Source organism: Stenotrophomonas sp. YJH_SMC_65 (genome assembly GCF_059369475.1).
In genome coordinates, this window is the sequence record NZ_JCAFSR010000004.1 from 157,242 (window position 1) to 174,283 (window position 17,042).

Annotated in this window: 13 protein-coding genes; 3 read left to right on the forward strand and 10 right to left on the reverse strand. The window is 66.6% G+C overall.

The features are described 5' to 3' along the window. Complete coding sequence (locus AC5P7A_RS08805; protein WP_049439229.1) at window positions 1-1,485, reverse strand: DUF4434 domain-containing protein; 1,485 nt, start codon at window positions 1,483-1,485, stop codon at window positions 1-3. Window positions 1,486-1,679: 194 nt separating this feature from the next. On the opposite strand from AC5P7A_RS08805, the gene AC5P7A_RS08810 reads away from it, so the two are divergent. After that, the gene (locus AC5P7A_RS08810; protein WP_046432675.1) at window positions 1,680-1,985 is read left to right on the forward strand and encodes a KGG domain-containing protein; all 306 of its coding nucleotides are present in this window, start codon (window positions 1,680-1,682) and stop codon (window positions 1,983-1,985) included. Between the two features lie 11 nt (window positions 1,986-1,996). Here the strand turns inward: AC5P7A_RS08810 and AC5P7A_RS08815 are convergent, their stop codons facing one another. Continuing rightward, window positions 1,997-3,469, reverse strand: coding sequence for an MFS transporter (locus AC5P7A_RS08815; RefSeq protein WP_049439232.1), 1,473 nt, complete (start codon window positions 3,467-3,469; stop codon window positions 1,997-1,999). A 124-nt stretch (window positions 3,470-3,593) separates the two neighbouring features. Between AC5P7A_RS08815 and AC5P7A_RS08820 the strand changes: the two genes are divergently transcribed. After that, entirely contained in the window at window positions 3,594-4,223 is a 630-nt protein-coding gene (locus tag AC5P7A_RS08820) for a TetR/AcrR family transcriptional regulator (RefSeq protein WP_032958354.1), read from the forward strand. A gap of 15 nt (window positions 4,224-4,238) precedes the next feature. Here AC5P7A_RS08820 and AC5P7A_RS08825 read toward each other — a convergent pair whose 3' ends face one another. From AC5P7A_RS08825 to AC5P7A_RS08835, 3 genes are all read right to left on the reverse strand, one after another. Further along, a complete protein-coding gene (locus tag AC5P7A_RS08825; RefSeq protein WP_032958352.1) occupies window positions 4,239-4,589 on the reverse strand; it encodes a VOC family protein in 351 nt (116 codons plus the stop codon). A 104-nt stretch (window positions 4,590-4,693) separates the two neighbouring features. Beyond that, window positions 4,694-4,894: a hypothetical protein gene (locus tag AC5P7A_RS08830; RefSeq protein ID WP_032958391.1), complete on the reverse strand. Its 201-nt coding sequence runs from the start codon at window positions 4,892-4,894 to the stop codon at window positions 4,694-4,696. A gap of 91 nt (window positions 4,895-4,985) precedes the next feature. Next, the gene (locus tag AC5P7A_RS08835; RefSeq protein ID WP_049439235.1) at window positions 4,986-5,399 is read right to left on the reverse strand and encodes an SLOG cluster 4 domain-containing protein; all 414 of its coding nucleotides are present in this window, start codon (window positions 5,397-5,399) and stop codon (window positions 4,986-4,988) included. Window positions 5,400-5,573: 174 nt separating this feature from the next. On the opposite strand from AC5P7A_RS08835, the gene AC5P7A_RS08840 reads away from it, so the two are divergent. Then, on the forward strand, window positions 5,574-8,924 hold the full coding sequence (locus AC5P7A_RS08840) for an autotransporter domain-containing protein (RefSeq protein WP_495220043.1): 3,351 nt from the start codon (window positions 5,574-5,576) through the stop codon (window positions 8,922-8,924). Between the two features lie 79 nt (window positions 8,925-9,003). On the opposite strand, the gene AC5P7A_RS08845 is transcribed toward AC5P7A_RS08840, so the two are convergent. Genes AC5P7A_RS08845 through lanKC form a run of 5 tightly spaced genes read right to left on the reverse strand, consistent with a single transcriptional unit; the run spans window position 9,004 to window position 16,701 of the window. Then, window positions 9,004-9,699, reverse strand: coding sequence for an ABC transporter ATP-binding protein (locus AC5P7A_RS08845; protein WP_329768482.1), 696 nt, complete (start codon window positions 9,697-9,699; stop codon window positions 9,004-9,006). A gap of 53 nt (window positions 9,700-9,752) precedes the next feature. After that, window positions 9,753-10,967, reverse strand: a complete 1,215-nt coding sequence (locus tag AC5P7A_RS08850) for an ABC transporter permease (protein ID WP_197574304.1) — start codon at window positions 10,965-10,967, stop codon at window positions 9,753-9,755. Between the two features lie 10 nt (window positions 10,968-10,977). Next, the gene (locus tag AC5P7A_RS08855; protein WP_425604375.1) at window positions 10,978-12,339 is read right to left on the reverse strand and encodes an ABC transporter permease; all 1,362 of its coding nucleotides are present in this window, start codon (window positions 12,337-12,339) and stop codon (window positions 10,978-10,980) included. A 1-nt stretch (window position 12,340) separates the two neighbouring features. Next, window positions 12,341-13,984 carry an ABC transporter ATP-binding protein gene (locus tag AC5P7A_RS08860; RefSeq protein WP_329768467.1) on the reverse strand — a complete coding sequence of 548 codons (1,644 nt, stop codon included), beginning with the start codon at window positions 13,982-13,984 and terminating at the stop codon, window positions 12,341-12,343. Then, entirely contained in the window at window positions 13,981-16,701 is a 2,721-nt protein-coding gene (gene lanKC / locus AC5P7A_RS08865; protein WP_495220044.1) for a class III lanthionine synthetase LanKC, read from the reverse strand. The genes AC5P7A_RS08860 and lanKC overlap by 4 nt, the downstream gene beginning before the upstream one ends. Window positions 16,702-17,042: the final 341 nt, after the last annotated feature.

The window sequence follows — 17,042 nt, forward strand, 5'->3', positions numbered from 1 at the left end:
TTACTGCTCTGCAGCCATCTCGATCTCGCTGAGGAAGGTCCAGCTGCCGTTGGCCACGCGCAGCTCCAGCGTGCGGCATTGCGCAGCCAGGGGGGCTGCATTGCCGAGCACGTACTCCTCTTCGGTCGAGCCCATCACGCCGGACTGGGTGAAGGGTGCCGACAGCGTGCCGATGGTTACGGCGGCAGTTCCGGGCTCGGCGCACATCACCTCCACCGAAGTCGGCGTGACGATGCCCCAGGCCGGGCGGGTCATCGTATGCAGGCCGATCCAGTCCACCCGTCGGCGCTGGCCCAGGTCGATGGTGATGCTGACGTTGCCGTGCACGCCTACCCAGCCCGCGTCCATCGGATTGCGCGGGTCGCCTACCCGGCGGTCGAACAGCTCATGGCCGCTGCCGTCGGGATAGCTGGTCGCCGGCGCCACGCTGTAGTGATAGGTGGTCTGCACCGGATCGACGAGGTACGAGGCACCCAACCCGTACAACCCGCGATAGGTGTTCATCATCCGCGGCGCCTCGCCGTAGCCCTGGCCGGGGCCGACCACTTCGGACATGTGGTACTGGTTGAGCCAGGCAACGCGCTTGCCAGCCGAACGCGCGCTCCACAACTGCTGGTTGATGCGCTGCACCGACGCCGACCGGTATGCACCGGACAGGCCGTTACCGGTATCAAGGAACAGCGGGCTGCCATGGTTGAACAGCTCGATGTCGGCCCACACAGCGCTGGCGCCCAGCTGCGCCGACAACGCCTGGTAGTACTGCTCGGTGGAATAGCCCGGTCGATCCCACTGGAACAGTTTCGCGTGCGACGCCGCGCCGATGCCGTCCTGCCAGATCTGCACGTCGACCCCCGTGGCAGAGCGAAACCGTAGCGCAGCACTGGCCACGCTGGCCGGGTCGACGCTGGAGGATGCCAGATAGGGCGCCACCATCACCGGCCTGGACGGCGTCGCCGCTTTCAGTGTGGAAACGATTGAACGATAGAACGACGCACGCTCGTCCGGTACCTGCGCGGGCTCATCGGTGATGTACCAGCCGGCGAATGCCGGATGCATCGCGTACTGCTGGGCCAGCTGCGCCATCGACTGCGCTGCGTCCTGCGCCACCGCTGCAGCGTTCGAGCCCTGCCAGAATGCCGCACACTGGCCCGAACTGTAGGTGGTGCCGACCACGACCTTCATCCCACGCGCTGCGGCCGCGTCCAGCACCGTGCCCAGCTTGGCCGGGAAGCCGGCGATCCATTCGAAATCCTGCGCGCTGCTGGCGCAGCCCACGCCGGCACGGGTGGCGCGGGTCTGGCCGATGATGAGCGTGTCGTTGCCCAGGTCCCGCAGTTCGTCGAGGAACAGCGGCAGCTGCGCCGCTGGCAGCTGCTCATCGGTGGACGAGTAACCGAAGTGAACGAAACTGCCGCTCAGCAGCGCAGTGTCCGCATGGGCCGGTGCAGCGCAGGCCAGCAGTACAAGCCATCCGAATCTGTTCACGGCGTCCTTTTCTGTCTGGGCGGTCATCCGCCATGCCGGTCCATCCTAGCCAAGCGGCGCTCATCGCGCAGCGGCGTAGTTGCGCCGTGAAAGCCAGTGCGGCGTGGCGTGAGGGCAGCACCGCCGGTGCGGACACTGCCTTAGCCGGGCACACGCAAGGATGAGCTCCCCTTCCATGCACCGGGAGCCTTCACATGGCTGACCAGCATCACGGCACCTCCCATCGTGGCTTCGCTTCGATGGACCGGGACAAGCAGCGCGCGATCGCCGCAAAGGGTGGACGCGCCGCGCATGCGTCCGGCAATGCACATGAGTTCAGCCCGGCCGAGGCACGCGTGGCAGGCCGCAAGGGCGGCGAGGCGATCAGCCGCAATCGCCAGCACATGGCAGCGATCGGCCGCGAAGGCGGGCACGCGCGCCACGCCAATGCACGGCAACAGCGGCAGCACGCGGCCGAACCCGCGCCGACGAAGGAAGGGCCGCAACGCCAGCAGGGCTGACCGCAGCGTGCTCAGGCGCGCCTGCACTGGCGGTACAGGGCGAGCGCCGCCAACAGGGCCAGCACGCCGGCGACAGCCATTGCCCAGCCGAAACCGCTGGCCATCGCGCCGCGGTACCAGGCCAGTATCTGCGTCCCCGGCAGCAGTGAAGACGGCTGCAGGATCAGCGTGCGCGCCTGTGCGGCCACTGCGGGCTGCCCTGCCGCCTGCGCGGTGGCAGTGAACTGGCATACCGCGCGCAGGCCCATCAGGCTGCCCAGCAGCGCGATGCCAAGGCTCATGCCCGCCTGGCGCAGCGCGTTCATCGTGGCCGACGCAATGCCGGCACGCTCGGCCGGTACGCATGACATCACCGCCATGCCGGTCGCAGGTACCGCCAGTCCCATGCCAGTGCCGAGCAGCATCAGCAGTGCGCTGGCCTGGCCGTGCGCTGTAGTCGGCTCGAACGTGGCAATCGCACACAGCGCCATGCCTGTCATTGCATAGCCCGTCACCAGCGCGGCATGCAGCCCGAACCACGCCGCCAGACGGCCGAACAGCAGCGACACCACCGCCATCAGCACGAACTGCGGTACCAGCTGCGCACCGGCCTGCGCAGCCCCATGTCCCTGCGCCTGCTGGAAGAACAGCGACAGGAAGAACAGGCTCGCATAAGCGGTGAATCCAAGCACGAACGAGGCCAGGTTGAGCATGCCGAAACCCGGCTTCGCCAACAGGTCCAGCGGCAGCAGCGGCCGCGCCACGCGGCGCTCGACCCACGCAAACAGCGCCAGGCCGGATGCTGCGATGCCGAGCGCCAGCAGGGTCGAAGGTGCCAGCAGGCCGTGCTCGCCGATCGCGATCAGGCCGTAACTGAGTGCACCCAGCGCGACGATGCTGAGCAGCTGCCCGGCCGGGTCCAGCGCGGCGTGCTGCGGATGCCGTCGCTCAGGAATGCCCCAGGCCCCCAGCGCGAGTGCAAGCAGGCCCAGCGGCAGGTTGATCAGGAAGATGCTGGGCCAACCTGCGCGCTGCACCAGTTCGCCTCCCAGCAGCGGCCCCAGCACCAGCGCCAGCGCGCTGAACGCCGACCAGCCCCCGATCGCGCGTGCACGCTGGCGCGGATCAGGGAACGCATGGCTGAGGATCGGCATCGCACTCGGGATCAGCAGGGCGCCGGCCACCCCCTGCACCGCCCGCCCTGCCACCAGTGCGGAAAGACTGCCTGCGCAGGCACACAGCAGCGAGCCCACGGTGAAGGTCGCCACGCTGAGCAGCCACATGCGGCGGTGGCCATAGCGGTCACCCAGCGGCCCCGCCGACAGCATCACTGCGGACAGGGCGATGGCATAGGCGTTGATCACCCACTGCAGCCCGGCCATGTCGGTGTGCAGTGCCTGCTGCAGCGTCGGCAGCGCGACGTTGACGATGCTGATGTCCAGCGAGGCGAGGAAGGTGCCCAGGTAGGCCGCCAGCACCAGGGCCGGCCGTCGGAAGCGTTGCATGTGCGGATGCCGGGAGGGAGCGTGCGCGCATCGTAGTTTGCTGACTGACCGTCAGTCAATGACCGGCGGTCAGTCATTGCCGGAGGAAGCTAGAATGGCGACCGTCGCACCCGGACCCCGCCCCATGCAGATTCCCGCAGTCGCCAGGCCCCGCACCAAACCCGCTGAAACCCGCCAGGAAGAGCTGATGGACGCCGCGCAGGCGCTGTTCCTGTCACAGGGCGTGGAAGCGACCACCATCAGTGACATCGTGGCCGCCGCCGACGTGGCCAAGGGCACGTTCTATACCTACTTCGCCTCGCGCACCGAGATCCTGCAGGCGCTGGCGCAGCGCTACACGCTGCAGTTCATGGCCGAGGTCGACCATGCCGTTCAGCAGCAGCCTGCCCACGATGGCGTGGCGCGCCTGTGCGCCTGGATCCGCGCCAACATCGAGACCTATGTGCGCACGCACGCACTGCACGACGTCGTCTACGCCAACCATCACCACCACCAGCGCGGCAATGCCGAGCGCAACGCCATCCAGCAGCAGCTGCTCGACATCCTCGAGGCGGGCACCCGTGCAGGCCTGTGGCAGCTGCCGGCACCGCAGGTCACGGCCTCGCTGATCTATGCCGGCGTACATGGCGCCACCGATGACCTGATCGCTGCACCCACGCAGGACGCCGACACCTTCATTGCGGCGGTGGTGGCCGATTGCCTGCGCATGGTCGGTGTGTCGCCGGCGCCGAAGCGTGGCGGCACCCGTCGCTGAAGCGCCCGCCGTCGCTCAGGCGTGGGCGAGGATGTTCAACAACCGGCCGAACGGGTCGCGGACGAAGAAGCGCCGCACGCCCCAGGGCTCGTCGGCCGGGCCATAGTCCAGCGCGATGCCAGCCGCGTGCATGCGTTCCAGCACCTCCTGCAGGTTGTCCACTTCGATAGACAGGTCCGGCACCGGTGCGCCGGAACCCCCTTCGCTGGCGAAGCTGACCTGCGCCAGCGCACTGCCCTGCCCGCCATGGGTGACGATCCAGCCATGGTCCATCACCACCGGCATGCCGAGCAGCTCGCCATAGAATGCAGCGGCGCGGGCGGGATCAGACGTGGCGATGTTGGCGACGACACGCATGACGGCCATGTTCCACTCCACCAGGAAGAATGCGCCGAGGGTGCCCGACCCTGCGTACAAACAGAAGAGCCCCGTCATGGACGGGGCCCGTCATCAGCCGATCATGGCTGGGCTTACACCGCGCCGCAGCGCTCCATGACGCATCGATCGTATTCGTACTGGCATTCCATGGCATCACCCCCACCGGCTACACACGCCTGGTAGGCCTTCCAGCAGGGAAAATCGCAGGGCTGGACCGGTCCGGCCACGGCCACCGACCCACTGCAGGCCAACGCGAACACAGCACCGGCGATCACTTTCCTGAAAGTACGCATCGACATCACTCCTTGATAAGCCTGGTGAGCCCAGGCCGGGCCACCTTAGCGCTGCACCCGGGACGTTGGGTGAAGGCGGATGCGGCTGGACTCAGTGTTGCAGCATTCCCAGGACACGCAGTTGCCCGGCCAGCTCATCACTGTTGCGCCACGGCAGGATCGGCGAATTGCCGCGCTCGTCCGGCGGGGTGTCCGGCAGCGCGTCGGACCCGCCACCTGCCCCTGCAAGCGGCAGCAGCGGCCGCTTGTGCAGCCAAACCTCCGAGATCGTGCAGGCGCGCCCACCGCTGACGATGCAGGCATCACCGGCAAGGGCCATGATCAGGTTGCGCGCATCCCCCATGCCACAGGGCACCACCACCGTGGCCGGCCAGTCGGCCGGCGGCATGCTGCCTTCCGGGATGACGCTGGGCACCTGGCCACCAGCTGCGCGCTCGAACGCGTCGCTGCCAGGATCGGCACCGCCCAATATCGCCAACGGTGGTTTACGGAATGCGGTACGCATGGGCGGTTCCGAAGCCTCGGAAGGAAGGGTCACGGTGCCCTGCCCGCTGGAGCCGCACCATGCACCGATCACAAAACATTAACACGTTCATAAAATTCCCTTCACATTACTGGGGGATATCGCCATGCCTTGGCGTTAACGGCCTTGTTGTCCGTCAACCAAGGAAGTTGTCCGATGAATCACCCGCTGTACGGCCGTTCGTCCCGCTCCCTGTCGCATCGCCCGCTGGCGCTTGCCGTCGCCAGCTCGCTGCTGCTGGCCACCGCACTGCCAGCCATGGCCAGCGAATCACTCGAGGCCTGGCAGCAGCAGCGCCAGCTGCAGGCCGCGTGGGCGCAGCCCGCTGCCAGCACCGCACCTGCAACCACGGCCACGGCAGCTGCCGCCAGCAGCACCGCCGTTCTTGGCAATCCCGGCGATCCGGCCAGCTGGCGCAGCGACGAATTCAACGCCGATTGGGGCCTGGGCGCGATGGGCGCGGACTACGCCTATGCGCGCGGCCTGACCGGCAAGGGCGTACGCCTGGCGCTGTTCGACTCGGGCTCCGCACTGGCGCATCCGGAGTTTGCAGGACGCAATACCTCCAGCATCACCATCGGTGCCGACTGTGCGACGCCGGGCGTGGTCGCAGGGGCCGGCGCCTGCGGGCAGACCCGCGGCGAACAGCCCGGCTACAACTACTACGGACTGGGCGCCGGCGTTCCGGCCTCACTGGCGGCACGCCTGATCGCCGCCGGCCAGCCCTACGGCTTCAGCTACGCCGACCACGGCACGCATGTGCTTGGCACCATCGGCGCCAACCGCAATGGCACCGGCATGCATGGCGTGGCCTTTGGTGCGGATCTCACTGCCGCCCGCGTGTTCGGTGACACCTACTACGAGTGGCGCCTGGACCCCGACAGGTTCTATCGTCCGCGCGCGGTGTACCGCACCGATCCGGATGATGCCGCCACGCTGGACATGTATGCGCAGATCCAGGCGCAGGGTGTACGCGCCATCAATCACAGCTGGGGCATTTCCACGCGCAACATGACCGCCGCCGCGCTGGACCAGCAGTACGCCAGCATTGGTGCCGACTACGGCGTGTACGGCAGCATCTACGCCAACAACGGCGATGCCCCGGGTTCCACTCTCATCCAGGTGTGGTCGGCTGGCAACGGCAGCGGTGCGGTTGCCGGCATCACCGCCTCGATGCCGCGCTGGAAGCCCGAACTGGAACCGTACTGGCTGGCGGTCGCCAATGTCCGCCGGCCCGACGCCGCCGCAGGTGAAACCGACTACGTGATCGATGGCAGTTCCAGCATCTGCGGGGTTGCCGCCAACTGGTGCATCTCGGCCCCCGGTACCGATATCGTCAGCACCATCGTCTCCGGCGATATCCAGGGCCGCATCGAGAACACCTCCGCCTACGTGCGGCTGATCATCGACAGCGAGAACACCAGCTACGTCTACGGCACCAAGACCGGCACGTCGATGGCCGCCCCCCATATCACCGGCGCCCTCGGCCTGCTGATGGAGCGCTTCCCGTACCTGGACAACGCCCAGGTCCGCGACGTGCTGTTGACCACCGCACGCGATCTCGGCGCGCCAGGCATCGATGCAATCTACGGCTGGGGCATGGTCGACCTGCGCAAGGCCATCGAGGGCTATGGCTCGCTGCGCGTGGACACCAACGTGGTGATGAACCAGAGGGCCGGCGGCCTGAAGGTCTGGGAAGGCGATGCGTGGGACAACTGGACCAACGACATCGGCGGCCCCGGCAAGCTGACCAAATCCGGTATCGGTTGGCTGCGCCTGAGCGGCAACAACAGCTTCAACGGCGCCGTGGTGCAGGACGGCATGCTGGAGTTGAACGGCGCCAACACGCTCACCTCGGCGGTCGAGGTCCAGGGTGGCCGGCTGCTGCTCAACGGCAGGCTGGTCTCCACCGCCCTGACCACCACCGGTGGCGTCAGCACGGTCAGCACCAGCGGCGTGCTGGATAACAGCAACCTGGTAGTCAACGGCGGCGTGGTGTCCTTCAACGGCACGCAGACCGGTGGCACCACCACCGTCGGCGCCAATGGCCTGCTGAAGGGCGTCGGCACGCTCGGCAACACCCGCGTGGACGGCATCATCGCGCCGGGCAACTCGATCGGCACGCTGACCATCAACGGCAACTACGTGCAGGGCGCCACCGGCGTGTATGCGGCGGAGCTGGCACCGGGTAGTCGCAGTGACCAGCTGCACGTGACCGGCACCGCGACCCTCGGCGGCACCCTGGTCGCCCTGCCGGAACCGGGCGTGTATTACCTCGGCGAACAGTTCAACGTCCTGCGTGCCGACGGTGGCATCAGCGGCCAGTTCGCCAAGACCGACTTCAGTGCGTTCTCGCCTTTCCTGCAGTTCAGCCTGGCCTACGGTGCCAATGGCACGCGCATCGACGTTGCCCGTGGCGCTTCGCTGGCCACGGCTGCCAACACGCCCAACCAGCGTGCGGTGGCGGCCGCCGCCGACCTGCTGCCGATCGCCCAGGGCCTGCCCAAGCCGCTGACCCAGCTGTTCCCGCAGCAGGTCGGTGGCGTGCTCGATGGCCTCAGCGGCGAGCTGCATCCGGCCACGGCCATCGCCCTGGTCGAGGGCAGCCGCTACGTGCGCGATGCCGCGTTGTCACGCCGTGCCGGCGCCACCGCGCCCGGCAGCGACGTGGGTGATGCGACGGGTGCATGGGTGCAGGCCATCGGTGGCAACAGCAGGCTGGACGGTGACGTCAACACCGCCCGCACCGAGGCCAACAGCAACGGCCTGCTGGTCGGCATCGACCGCGAGTTCTCCGGCTGGCAGGTCGGCGTGCTGGCCGGTACCGGCCGTACCGACGTCAAGCAGCAGGACCGCCGCGCCAAGTCGAAGATCGACAACACGCACTTCGGTGCCTATGCCAGCCACACCTGGGGCGGCTTCGGCCTGCGCGGTGGTGTGGCGTGGAGCAAGCACGAGGTGAAGAGCACGCGTGAAGTCGCCTTCGCAGGTTTCAGTGACAGCCTGAGCGCGCGTTACGACGCCCGCACCCGCCAGGCCTTCATCGAAGCTGGTTATCGCTTCGGTGGCCCCGAAGCCGGGCTGGAGCCGTACCTGCAGGTGGCGCGCGTGGAAGTGGACCTCAAGCGCATCAGCGAACGCGGTGGAGCAGCGGCGCTGCAGGGCAAGGTGGACGACACCGGAACCACGATCGCCACCGCCGGCGTGCGCTTCGACAAGGGGCTGAAGGCTTCGTTCCAGCAGGACAGCTGGCTGCACCTGCGCGGGGGCGTCGGCTATCGTCGTGCCTCGGGGGATCGCAGCCAGGTCGCCAACCTTGCGTTTGCCAATGGCAGCTCCACGTTCGCGGTCAACGGCGCGCCGATCGCCGACAACGCGGTGGTGGCCGAACTGGGCCTGTCGGCGTGGCTCACCTCGCGCCAGCAGCTGGAGCTGGGCTACAGCGGCCAGTTCGGCAGCGAGAGCCGTGACCATGGTGCGAATGCACGCTGGTCCGTGCGTTTCTGATCTGTGCCTGCAATGCGATGAAAACAGGAGGGGCGGCCGATCGGCCGCCCCTTCTGCTTGCGGGTGACGCTCTTTCAGCTCAGGCGCACAGCGCCTGCATGGCCTGCGCTGTGACCTCGACGATCTGCCCATCCACGATGTGGACGCTGCGACCCGCGCACGCCGCCAGCTCCTTGTCATGCGTCACCATGATGATGGTCATGCCGCCCTGGTTGAGCTCACGCAGAATCTCCATGACCCCTTGCGACATCTGCGAGTCCAGGTTTCCGGTCGGCTCGTCAGCCAGCAGCAGGGCCGGCGTACCCGCGATGGCGCGGGCGATCGCCACGCGCTGCTGCTGCCCGCCCGACAGTTCGCCGGGATAGTGCGACATGCGGCTGCCCAGTCCGACCTGGGCCAGTGCCGAGACCACACGCTGCCTGCATTCGGCTGCCGCCATGCCACGGTAGCGCAGGGGCACCTCCACATTGGCCTGGATGGTCAGATCCGGAATCAGGTTGAACGCCTGGAACACGAAGCCGATCTTCTCGTTGCGCAGCGCGCTGAGCGCCGCGTCGCGCATGCCGCCAACATCCACGCGACCGATCGCGTAGTGGCCGCCGGAAAAGCCCTCGAGCAGACCGAGGATGTTCAGCAGTGTGGACTTGCCGGAGCCGGAAGGGCCGGTAATCGACAGGAAATCGCCCTCCTGCACCGACAGGTCGATGGAGCGCAATGCATGGGTCATGACTTCACCCACCTGGAACACTTTGCTGACGCCTTGCATCCTGAGCATGGGAATTCTCGCTTGCAGATGAAAGCAGCGACCGGCCAAGGCCGCTGCGGGACTCACAACGAACGGATGGCCGACACCGGCGCGATGGCCGCGGCACGCAGCGCCGGCAGCAGTACCGCCGCCTGGCCCAGCAGCAGCAGGATCACCGCACTCACCGGCAGGTACAGCAGTGGCAGGCGCGGCAGTTCGTAGAAGCGCATCAGGGTCAGGTTCATCGCGTAGGCCAGCAGAGCCCCGGCCGCGATGCCGATGGAGACAATCAGCAGGTTCTCGATCTGGAAATAGCGCATCACATCGGTGCGCGTGGCCCCCAGCGCGCGGCGGATGCCGATCTGCTTGCGACGTTGCTCCACCCAGTAACTGGCCAGTCCGACAATGCCCAGGGCAGTGGCAGCCAGCAGTGCGATGATGACACCGCCCAGCAGCCCCATCATGACCCGGTCACCTTCGAAATGCCGCTCGCGCAGTTCGGAGATCCGCCGGCTGCCCTCGGCATCGAACACCACGTCCGGCGCGACACGGCGGATTGCCTGCTGCGCATCGCGCATTACGCGGTTCATGTCGCCGGCCTCGGCGCGCACCAGATAGCGGCCGGTCAGGCGCGGCCCCTGCGATGCGGGCACGATCACCGACCAGTCCGAGCCCTTGGCTTCACCGCGGCCGGGGCGGGATACGGCCATGTGCTCGACCACGCCGATCACCCGCAGCCGGGTGTCCATCGCCCACAGGCTCTTGCCCACGGCGTTTTCGCCGGGCCAGTAGCGTTGGGCCAGCTCCTGGGTGACCAGCGCCGGGGGATTGGCCGGCACCAGTTCATCGGTCGGTGCGAACTCGTCCGCACCGGGCATGCGCCCCCCCACCAGGTGCAACTGCAGCGCGTCCAGGGCCACGGCATCGGCCAGGTAGAAATCCAGAACACCGCCGGGCACCTGCTGGTCCTCGTCCAGGTTGACGCCGGCGCGTATGCCCGGGCTGCCGAACGGCATGGCACTGACCAGCCCGGCCGCCGTCACGCCGCTCAGCCCCCGCAATGCACCAACGACCCGCGCGTTGACATCGTTGGCGCGCTCGGCATCGATGCCGTCGAGCTGGATCACCCCCAGCCGTGACTCGTCCAGGCCACTGACCAGCTGCATTGCAGCGTTCCGCTCGATCATCAGGAAGATCGCGTTGCACAGCACGGCGCAGGCCAATGCGATCTCCATCGCGATGAGGAAGGTCGCCAGGCGGTGCCGGCGCAGGGCCGAAAGTACGATGCCGATCTGCATGGTGGTTCCTCTACAGAAGCTTCAGTTGGGCGATGGGCTGGACCGCACTGGCACGGATCGCGGGAATCAGGCTCGCCAGCAGGCTGGCCAGCACCGACAGCGCCAGGGTGAACAGCAGCATGGTGGTATCAAGCCGCGCCAGGTCCGCATAGGCCACCGGCTGGCTGCGCACCGCGCTCAGGCCGAGCCAGGTCAGCAACAGGCCCAGCGTGCCACCCAGTGCCCCCACCAGCGCGGCCTCGACCACGCACTGCAGGAAGATCGCCGCGCGGCTTGCGCCCAGTGCGCGACGCAAGCCGATCTCACCGCTGTAGCGCAGGAACTTCGCCAGCAGCAGACCGACCACATTGGCAATGCAGATCCCGAGGAAGGCGAAGGCCAGGATGGCCTGCAGCTTCACGTCGCTGGGTACCACCTGGTTGAAGTCGAGCCACTGCATCAATGAGCGCAGCCGCGTGTTGTCGGCGTGGCTGATCCGGCCCAGGGCCTTCTGCTCCGCGGCATAGTTCTGCAGGAACCGCTGATAGGCGGCCACCTTGGCGGCGCTGTCCAGCTTGACCCACAGGTGTACCCAGACACACGGCGCGGTCTGCAGCCGGCCGCGCTCCTCCGGCGTGGACCAGCAGGTGAACGGCACGAAGTCGCCGTCATTGATCTCCAGGCTGGAGGTCAGCGGCATGAACAGATCATCGGCCGAGGCGAAGAAGCCCGACGTGTTGCCGCCGCTGAAGCGGCCGCCCCGCACCTTGTAGAACAGCGGCGAGGGTCGCCAGGGCGCGAGCACGCCCACGATGCGCATCGCGGTGTCCTTGACCCGCAGTGTCTGCCCCACACTGTCGCCCCCACCGAACATCTGCTCGTTGAGCTCCGACGAGATCACCACCACACGTGCGCGCGCGTCATCCTCCTCGCGCGACCACCAGCGTCCATGCGCCAGCGGCACCGCGAACATCGTCGCGAAGTCGGTGGTGGTGGAGATCGATGAGCGGATGACCGGTGGCGCGCTGCCCTGATCGGGCCGCAGCTTGACCGGATTGGCAACCACCAGTGTCTGCTGGTCCGCGCGCCCGGACGACCACAGGTCGAAGGCCGAGCGATAGTCCAGCACGTCGTACGGTTCGCGGCCCTTCGAGTTCGGATTGGCATCCAGCTGGGGGTAGTAGAGGTCACCGCTGCGCCCGGGCAAGGGATCGCCGGACAGCAGGTAGACCACGGTCAAGGTGGTCATGCTGGCTCCAATTCCCACCGCGATGGCCAGCACCATCAGGGCGGTGATGGCCTTGCTCCGCAGTGTATTGTGCAGCGCCACCTGCGCGCAGTAGACCAGCCTGCGCATGCCCGCACCCTTTTCTGCACCCTGTATCGACTTCATGTCATGCCTCTCCCCGGACGTGCACGGGCGTGACCCGTGCCGGTTGCCACATGGACCTGCCAAGTTCGTGTACGTGATCGAATCGGGCGCGGTAGGCCTCGGCGCCGTGCATGATCATCACCAGCATGCGGCCATGGCTGCGTGCGAAGATCGCGTCCATCGCAATCTCGCGGCTGGCCGTATCGAGGTTGGCGACCGGCTCATCAAGAATGTAGAGGTCGGCATCCTCGCCCAGCACCATCGCCAAGGCGATCTTCTGCTGCTGCCCTGCCGACAGGGTTTCCGGCAGGCTGTCGGCGATCCCGTCGCCGTCCATCCCCAGTCGCGCCAGCAGCACCGGATCGGCGCCGAGGTCGCGCACCTTCAGCGGAGGGAACTGCAGAGGAAGCGTGATGGCGCGGATACGCGCCGGTCGCAGCAGCTGGCCGGCGACGGGCTGGAAGTACCCGGCCAGGACGTTGGCCAGGGTCGTCTTGCCGCTGCCATTGTCGCCAATCACCAGTGCACGTTCACCGGGTGAAAGGGCCAGGGTGAAATCCGAAAACACGGGAGTGGCGCCGTACCCGTAGCCGATCGACGTCGCCAGCAGACCACCCTCGATGTGCGTGGCCGACGCCGCGGCTGCCGGCGCGGTCATGAACTCCGCCACCCGCACCACCACCACACCGTGGCTGTGCATCTCGGCAATGTTCTTGAAGATGCCGATGAGCGTCGTGGCTGAGCGCCAGAAGGCGTTCATGAAGGCGATGAACGAACCCAGTGTCATCTGTTGGCGGAACACGAACAGTGCGCCGACGAAGATCGAGCAGACATCCGAGATCACCATCGTCAGGTCGCTCGCACCCTGCAGGGTCCTCACCACCCTGAAGCGCTGGTAGGTCGAATCCAGCACCTCGCGCAGGCTGCGGTCATGGGCCTGCACCGTCCTGGGGCCCAGGCCGAACGTACAGACCATCTTGAAGGCAGACACGGCCCGGGTCAGCAAAGAAACCAGTTCGGCCTCGCGGTCACGCTCCACCACGGTCAGCTCGCGGATGCGTCGGCCGACCAGCACGCTGACCATGGTGGCGATGGGAATGATGGCCATCAGCACCAGGAACGCACGCCAGGAGATGATCAGCAGGGCTGCGATCAAGGCGACGAATGTCACCGCCTGGGTCAGGGTGGTGCGTGCGACCGACAGCATCGGCACCACGCCATCCTTCACGTCCGAGCGGATCCGCGCCACATAGTAGCCAGCCCCCTTCTGCACCACCTCGTCATAACTGCGGCCATAGTAGGCGGTCAGCAACGAGGTCCCGATCCGCTCCACGATGCGGTTATCCACGCGCTGCTGCCACAGCGCGCAGCTGTAGTTGCCCAGGTTGGTCACCAGGCACAGCAGCAGATATGCACCGGTAAGCAGCAGGAAGCGATTGAAATCCTGCCGGCTGGCGGCCTCGTCGAAGATCGCGCGGATCAGCAGCGGATGCAGCAGCCCGCCCAGTCCGCCGAACATCGCGGTGGTGGCGGCCACCGCAAGGTAGCGCCCGCGGAGGGGGCCGAGCAGGATCGCGAAGCTGGCGAGGATGGCGCGCACACTGTGCCGCTGCGCGGTCTGCTCGCGCTGAAGTGGCTGTCCGGCCGGGTGCGGGCGCGCATTCATGCAACCGCCGCCTGCCCCACCCCGACTCCGTCCACTTCCCGTACCACCGCGCCATGCACATCGAGTGCATCCAGGAAGAACTCATCCGGCGCCAGCGTGTCGTACCGATGCAGGGCGCGGATCACTCCGGCGATGCCGGTACCGTGGTCGAAGGAAATGCGGAACAGATTCTCGCCCGGCACCGCCGCCATTCCCTCCTCCTCCTCGAACAGATACAGATCGACGATGCCCTGGTACGGTCGCTCCGCCATCTGCAGGTACCTCGGGTCACCGGAGTAGAGATGGGCGTCGACAAACACATCCAGCATGCCCGACAGGCCATACAACAGGCCGCAGAAGCCGGAATACTTGCGATGGAAGTCATCCACCAGCCGATTCACGTCCTGCCACAGGCCGTAACGGATCGCGACCTTGGCGATGCCCGCAGTCCCCTGCTCCAGATAGGGTTCATAGGTGTTGACCTCTTCCGGTGAGCTGGGGAAGGTGGTCACTCCGGTCTCCAGCTCGAAGCCGTAGGAGAGATCGTGTCGCAGTGCCTGCTCGCCAAGCACGCGCCATGCCGGATCACCACTGAGCTGCGACAGCCTCAGCAGGAACAGCGCCACGCCGGCCTGGCCGTAACCCATGCCGATGCGGACGCCACCTTCGTCCTGCCAGTAGGCACCCCGCTCTCCGTGGTGGACGGTGTCTGCAAGCCGCCGCGCCAGCGACAGCGCCCTGTCGAGATGCCCGGGCAGGCCGGTCGCGTGATGCATGGCCAGGTGCGCCATTCCGATACCCGCCATGCCGTGATACAGCGAGTGATGCGCATGCAACAGGTCACTGCCGTCAGCGCTGTCGAGCAGGCTGCGGGCGAGTTCCACCTCGCCACGCAGCAGCGCCGACCAGGCGATGCCGGCAAGGCCGGTGAGGAACCCCGGCGGTAGCGATGTGCGATCCAGGGCCTGCAGCTCCTGCGCATAGCGCTCCATCACCGCCGGCGACGGCTGATGACCCACCCCATGGAAGGCGTGGATCACACCGGTCGCCCCCAGACCAAGGCTCATCGTGTTGGTGGAGTGCGCGAACGGATCAAGTGGGAACAGCGTCCGCTCCGGCTGCAGCCGGCTGTGTGCATCCATGAACGCGAGCAGCCGCCGGATACACTGGCGCGGCGCCGGTAACGGGCGCTGCGGCGACGAGAACGGCGCCTGCAGGGTCGCCGGCTGCTGCAGCAGCTGTGCGGCCTCTTCCAGGCCGATACGGTCGTCCACCAGCGCCTGGATGACCGCGGCCACTGGCGTGTGCTGCCAGCCGATGTCCTCCATCATCACCGGCAGCACCTTCTGGAACAGGTCGGTACGGATGTAGGCCATGGCCATCAGCGGGAACAGGCAGTAGAACATCACCACCGCGGTCGCATAACGGTCATCCCTGAAACAGCTGGCGCGCTTGCGACCCTTCATGATCCGGCGGAATCCGGGCGTGTGGATGTCATCCCACTCATCGCTGCCGTCCAGGAACGCGGCCTCCAGATCGATCAGGCGCACACGCATGTCGCTGCGGTCGACCATGATGTTGGACGGCGAGATGTCACCGATCACCACTCCCACCTTGTGTGCGCGGTCGACCGCGCGAAGCAGACCGGTGAAGATGGTCACGCACATGCCGTAGTAGTCACTACCATCGCGTGCGCTGGGACGGGCCTTCATCAGCGGCGAATGCTTGAGCATCAGCTCGCGAAGATCGAATGCATCCAGGCGCTCTTCCACCAGATAGCTGTTTTCCCAATCGGTGAATGCATCCAGGCAGCGCGGCGAGGCGCCCACCGGGCCCAGCAACTCCAGATTGCGTCGTTCGCGTGCCAGGCGGCTGGTGGCGTCGAGCCCTTCCCCGTGCATTTCCACATGGGGCCGCGCCTCCTTGATGACCACTTCCTCCCCGGTGACCTGGTCCAACGCCAGGTAGACCCCGCCCGTGTTGGAGAACCCAAGCGCGGCCTGCACCTGATAGCGGCCCTCCTTCAACGTCATCTCGCCGGGATCATCCTCGCTGGGGAACGGGTCGGTTTCCCAGGCAGGCACCTCGAAATAGGGATTGCGCAGGTCGGGAACATGGCTGCCGTCGGGCGCGACCAGCATCGGCACCTTCTGGCCGATGAAATCAAGCCGGTACACCTGGCGCATGCCGCCATAGCGGTAATACAGGCAGCGGCAGTCCTTGTAGCGTCGATCGGACAGGATGTACGAGCCATCTTCGTCCTTCAGCGCCCCGTGCAGCTGCTCGATGAAGCGCGTGAAGACCGCAAGGTCCAGCGGATAGAGCGTGATGAACTTGCCCGAGCCACCGCGTGGCCAACGCTTGGAGCTCATCATGCGCATCGTGTTCATGTCATTGGCGAACTTGAACTTCACGCGCTCGGCCAGGGCCATCCGGGTGACGGTGCGCAGCACCCGCTGGCAGTTTTGCTGCGTGGCTGAAACGTGGATCTTCCAGCCTTGCGGCGGCAGGTTGCCGGCGACCGGGTCGCCATGCGTCGCCAGGTGCGACCAGACACCGATGCGATGGATCGTCCACGCCATGCCGGCCGCCTCGATCTCCGCTTCAACGATACTGCGGAAATCTTCGCTGGGCCGGTACTGGTTGTAGCTCAATTCGTAGAACCGCTCGTCGCCCCCCACATAGGCGGCCTTGTCCATGTGGCGTGCTTCACGCAGTGATCGTTGACGCGCTGACATCGTCTCTCCCTGGTCGGTTCCACGGCTCATTTGCCCGGTGCACACATCCCCGAACGCCTCGCACATGCGCGATGGATGCATTGCGGGCGCTCCAGCCTGCAGGCATCGCAAAATGCGGAATGCGGATTCCCTGCCTGCTTCATTCGTAAGCACGGCGTGAAATCCGCCGGCTATCGCTGCAATGCAGCCGCCCGGAATGTCCCTGCAGATCGATGATTGCCACCGTACCTTGCCGCTACATTGCGCAGGCGATTCTCATTCCACAATTGACTTGACTCATTCCAATCGGCAATGCCATTTTCCATCCGCCACGTATAGACCGGGGTTCTTCAGCAACTGCA

Bases quoted from the DNA above. Each gene is read 5' to 3' on its own strand.
- AC5P7A_RS08810 (WP_046432675.1), top strand. From the start codon at position 1,680: ATGGCTGACCAGCATCACGGCACCTCCCATCGTGGCTTCGCTTCGATG.
- AC5P7A_RS08815 (WP_049439232.1), bottom strand. From the start codon at position 3,469: ATGCAACGCTTCCGACGGCCGGCCCTGGTGCTGGCGGCCTACCTGGGC.
- AC5P7A_RS08820 (WP_032958354.1), top strand. From the start codon at position 3,594: ATGCAGATTCCCGCAGTCGCCAGGCCCCGCACCAAACCCGCTGAAACC.
- AC5P7A_RS08825 (WP_032958352.1), bottom strand. From the start codon at position 4,589: ATGGCCGTCATGCGTGTCGTCGCCAACATCGCCACGTCTGATCCCGCC.
- AC5P7A_RS08830 (WP_032958391.1), bottom strand. From the start codon at position 4,894: ATGCGTACTTTCAGGAAAGTGATCGCCGGTGCTGTGTTCGCGTTGGCC.
- AC5P7A_RS08835 (WP_049439235.1), bottom strand. From the start codon at position 5,399: ATGCGTACCGCATTCCGTAAACCACCGTTGGCGATATTGGGCGGTGCC.
- AC5P7A_RS08840 (WP_495220043.1), top strand. From the start codon at position 5,574: ATGAATCACCCGCTGTACGGCCGTTCGTCCCGCTCCCTGTCGCATCGC.
- AC5P7A_RS08845 (WP_329768482.1), bottom strand. From the start codon at position 9,699: ATGCTCAGGATGCAAGGCGTCAGCAAAGTGTTCCAGGTGGGTGAAGTC.
- AC5P7A_RS08850 (WP_197574304.1), bottom strand. From the start codon at position 10,967: ATGCAGATCGGCATCGTACTTTCGGCCCTGCGCCGGCACCGCCTGGCG.
- AC5P7A_RS08855 (WP_425604375.1), bottom strand. From the start codon at position 12,339: ATGAAGTCGATACAGGGTGCAGAAAAGGGTGCGGGCATGCGCAGGCTG.
- AC5P7A_RS08860 (WP_329768467.1), bottom strand. From the start codon at position 13,984: ATGAATGCGCGCCCGCACCCGGCCGGACAGCCACTTCAGCGCGAGCAG.
- lanKC (WP_495220044.1), bottom strand. From the start codon at position 16,701: ATGTCAGCGCGTCAACGATCACTGCGTGAAGCACGCCACATGGACAAG.